Here is a 4,174-nt window from a genome sequence, read left to right on the forward strand (position 1 = left end):
CAAAATAACTAAGTCTGGTCGGTAAAAGTCTAAAGGAGATTTTAAATTGAGTGAAGCAGGATTGTTATTGATTATTCTTGGAGCGATTGCAATAGCTGTTATGTACGGTTCATCTGAAAGGCTTTCTAATTGCGCTAGTTGTGGTAAACACCTAACAGTGAAAATGAATAGATATTGGTATACTAAAGATGGTGAAAATGTCCCTGTATGTACTAAGTGCAATAAGAAATTAAGTTAATGAAATAACTAAGTCTGCTCGGTTTGGCCGAGCAAAATATAACAGCACAAAAATAATTCAAATAAAAATCATGATAGATGGAAAACCCGTGTTTAAACACGGAATAAATCTGTCTATTAAGCTGTTGAGGCTGTAGAATTTATCAAAAGTGTAAATTGACGAATGAGATTTATGTGCTGTGCGCCCGTAAAAGTAATTTTTTAGTAGAATATTGCCTCAGAATTCACATAGCAATGCGTTTTGAAGCTTAATTTTTAATAATTTTTGAGCCTGTTTTTTCTAAAAGATAAATTCTACAGGCTCGTTATACATTAAGGAAAGTCTGTGCATCCAAATAGAAATGCCATCGCATTTGGTGGTTTAACTTTTTTAGTCCTTGCTTTTGTTTTGATCATAAGTTTAATCTTATGGGCTTGGCCTAAATATAAAGTTTATAGCATGGAAATGAACGGCAAGGCCTCATTAAAAGAGGCTGAATGGAGCAAGAAAATTTTAATTGAAGAGGCTAAAGCACGTGAACAAGCTGCATTAATGCAAGCAAAAGCACGAGTTACATTAGCTCAAGCAGAAGGCGAAGCTAAATTAGTTCGTGCCAAAGCAGAAGGTAAAGCAGATATCGAACTTGCAAAAGCAGCCGCTGAAGCTAATCGAATAATTGGTGAATCTTTAAAAAATAATGAGGCATATTTGCGCTATATCTGGATTAAAGGCTTACAAGAAGGTAATGGTGAGCGTATTTATATACCTACCGAGGCTGGTTTACCCATTCTAGAAGCTGGTAAAGCCAGTAATTAATGTATAATCGGGTAGCCGAGCAAAATACCCCCAGACTGATGCGGCTATCCGTATCAAAATAACTAAGTCTGATTCACTAAAAAGCGCTTAACTGCGCTTTTTTCGTATCACTTTAGTCAGTTCTGCTCGGCTAAAATAATTTAAATTAATTTCACTTTTCACTTGCAGTAGTTCCCAAAGGGAATTGTTGTGTATTCAGAGGTTGAGGCAAAGAGCAGCATCCCTAATATTAAAAGGGTGGTCTGTTTTTAAAGAAATAAATGAAGAAGCTCATGAGCCAGAAGATGAGAAGCAATTAATTTGGATTGATCACTGGCCCAAAGGAATGGGGCTACGTAATTGGGAGCATGAATTCGCATTAGTAAAGTTCACATCATCATTGGAACCTGTTTGGTATCATATGACTGAAGACCAATTTCAAAATGAGCTAGGTATCGATATTCGTTGGCTTGAGCCTCTATCCTTAGAAAAAAATTCCGATGCATAATAAGGCATTAAAGTCGGACTCGTAAAGCTTGGCTCGGGTTCCTTCGTCGCTAGTTTAGCCAAGCTATTACTCGCCGCTTAATGCGGCGTTGAGGTTGTAGAATTTATATAAAAAGACACTTTTAGTGTCTTTTTTAGTTTTTACTAATTTGTTTGTTTTTTAAGCTTGAAACCAGATCTTTGATGTGATCTAATAGATATTATTCAACTACTGAACATCAAAATGGCAAATTATAAACCTGATTTATCTTGTCAAAATAAGTTCATACCCATCGATTTTTCTCGTCAAATATTACCTGGTACTTTTGAATTCGCGTTATCCCATATTGTTGACAATCGTCTTGATTTATCCGGCTTTGATGCCTGGTATCAAAATGATAAACGTGGTGCAGCGGCATACCCACCTTCGGTAATGTTGAAGATTATATTGTTAGGTTATGCGCATGGTTTAGTATCGAGTCGCCGTATTGCACTGGCGTGTGAAACCAATATCACCTTTATGAGTTTATCGGGTGATGTACAGCCTCACTTCACATCAATTGCTAGTTTTGTCGCAAAAATGAGCGAACAAATTGAACCACTATTTACACAAATACTGATGATTTGTGATGAAGAAGGTTTGATTGGCCGTAACATGTTTGCCATCGATGGCTGCAAGATAAAGTCTAATGCGAGTAAAGAATGGAGCGGCACATTTGAAGAACTAGAACGCAAACAAGTAAAATTACAAAAAGCCAGTAAACGTATTTTAGCCCGCCATCAATCACAAGATACAATGCCTGAAGATGAAGTGATTCATGATTTAAAACAAAAAGAAAAGCTTGATAAAAGTGCAGCTAAAATAGCTAAGTATTTGGCAACGAAAGAAGAGAAACTAGGCAGTAAAGGTAAACCCGTAAAAAGTAATATAACAGATCCAGATAGCGCGAAAATGACGACATCAAAAGGCACAATTCAAGGCTACAATGGTATCGCGATAAATGATGATAAACATCAGATTATTTTACAGGCACAAACCTGGGGCTCAGTTGGCGAGCAGCAAACACTGAAACCAGCGCAGGGACAATTAGATGAGCAACTCAAAAAGTTAGGAACACCCAATACATTATCAGAGGCAAAATTTACCGCAGATAGTGGGTTTCATAGTGAAGATAATTTGAAGTACTTAGCCACGACAGGGCTAGATAGTTACATCGCCGATACCCAATTTAGAAGTCGAAACCCGTTATTTAAAGTCAGCGAAACCTATCATACCGAAAAAGAAAAACGTCGTTTAAAACGCAGTAAAGGCAGGCCGAGATTATTTACTAGTAATGATTTTCATTATGATAAAAACACAAAAAGTTGTCGTTGCCCAGCAGGGAATGAAATGTGGTGTAGCGGCGATAATCTCAAAAGTGCAGAACGCATTTACACGCGATTTGTGGGTTATTTAAAAGACTGTAAAAGTTGCCCTTTACAGAGGCAATGCATGAGAAAAGAGCCAAATAAAACAGGACGACAAGTGCAATTTTTAAATGACAGAGAATTAAAAACTCCTTCATATACAGATAAGATGAGGATTAAGATAGATAGTCCTATCGGGCGACGACAATATAGTAAAAGGTTAGGTGCAATAGAACCTGTTTTTGGCAACATAACAGTAAATAAGGGCATGAATAAATTCACCTTGCGAGGACAAGAGAAAGTGAATGCGCAATGGCAAATGTATTGTTTAGTTCATAACATAGAAAAGCTTAGAAATAGCCTGCATTAAAGATAAAACCCACGAAAGTACCTCAAATATCATTCAAGTACGGTCTTTTTACTTATAAATTCCATCATTATCTTCGTTCTAATTATAAAAATAAAAAATCAGCAAAAACGTAAACGTTTTTGATTGTTAAAACAATTTAATATCAGTAAAGTGTTCCGATTATAAAATATTAATTTAAAACGAGTAATTCTACAGGCTCGTTAGCTTTCCATATTATATAGGAGTCGAAATCAAATGGATAAGTATGAAATAACTGTTAACACTTTTAATAAATTAGCAGATAAATACGAAGCAAAGTATATGGACTTTGATTTTTACTTTGATACCTATGATACTTTTTGTGAATTAGTTACTACCACTAATGCCAAAATATTTGAAATGGGATGCGGCCCAGGAAATATATCTAAATACTTATTAACTAAGCGACCAGACTATCAAATATTTGGAATTGATCTAGCGCCTAAAATGGTAGAACTTGCTCGCTCTAATAATCCATCTGCTGTATTTGAAGTAATGGATAATAGAAATATAGTAAAAGTTAAGGATAAATTTGATGCTGTGATGTGTGGTTTTTGTACCCCCTACCTGTCAAAAACTGATGTGGAAGCATTAATTACCAATGCTAGAAATATGCTTAATAAAGGAGGCTTGCTACATTTAAGCTCAATGGAAGATCAAGATTCTCGTTCAGGTTATCAAACATCTAGTGCAGGCGATCAAGTTTATATTCATTATCATCAATTTGAGCACTTTAAAAAGAACTTAGAGTTAAATAACTTTAAAATCATAGATGTTCAACGAAAGGAGTTCCCTGTAGATTCCGGTGAACCAACCACAGATATGTTCATTTACGCTGAAGCAATCTAGCAAGGAAAGCTAACAAATAAGGATAGGTGTCG

5 protein-coding genes are annotated in these 4,174 nt (G+C 35.7%); all 5 read left to right on the forward strand.

Annotated elements, in window-relative coordinates; translation table 11 throughout:
- Positions 1-46 precede the first annotated feature (46 nt).
- The 5 genes from CJF42_RS24975 (at position 47) to CJF42_RS24995 (ending at position 4,142) form a co-directional block, all read left to right on the forward strand.
- The gene (locus CJF42_RS24975) at positions 47-238 is read left to right on the forward strand and encodes a hypothetical protein (protein ID WP_095369218.1); all 192 of its coding nucleotides are present in this window, start codon (positions 47-49) and stop codon (positions 236-238) included.
- A 324-nt stretch (positions 239-562) separates the two neighbouring features.
- Entirely contained in the window at positions 563-1,033 is a 471-nt protein-coding gene (locus CJF42_RS24980; RefSeq protein WP_095369219.1) for an SPFH domain-containing protein, read from the forward strand.
- 184 nt (positions 1,034-1,217) lie between these two features.
- Positions 1,218-1,520: a hypothetical protein gene (locus CJF42_RS24985; protein WP_141235670.1), complete on the forward strand. Its 303-nt coding sequence runs from the start codon at positions 1,218-1,220 to the stop codon at positions 1,518-1,520.
- Between the two features lie 222 nt (positions 1,521-1,742).
- On the forward strand, positions 1,743-3,275 hold the full coding sequence (locus tag CJF42_RS24990) for an IS1182 family transposase (RefSeq protein ID WP_095369221.1): 1,533 nt from the start codon (positions 1,743-1,745) through the stop codon (positions 3,273-3,275).
- 234 nt (positions 3,276-3,509) lie between these two features.
- Positions 3,510-4,142 carry a class I SAM-dependent methyltransferase gene (locus CJF42_RS24995; RefSeq protein ID WP_095369222.1) on the forward strand — a complete coding sequence of 211 codons (633 nt, stop codon included), beginning with the start codon at positions 3,510-3,512 and terminating at the stop codon, positions 4,140-4,142.
- Positions 4,143-4,174: the final 32 nt, after the last annotated feature.

Origin of the sequence: Pseudoalteromonas sp. NBT06-2, from assembly GCF_002276045.1 — a bacterium.
In the GTDB taxonomy this organism is placed as follows: domain Bacteria; phylum Pseudomonadota; class Gammaproteobacteria; order Enterobacterales; family Alteromonadaceae; genus Pseudoalteromonas.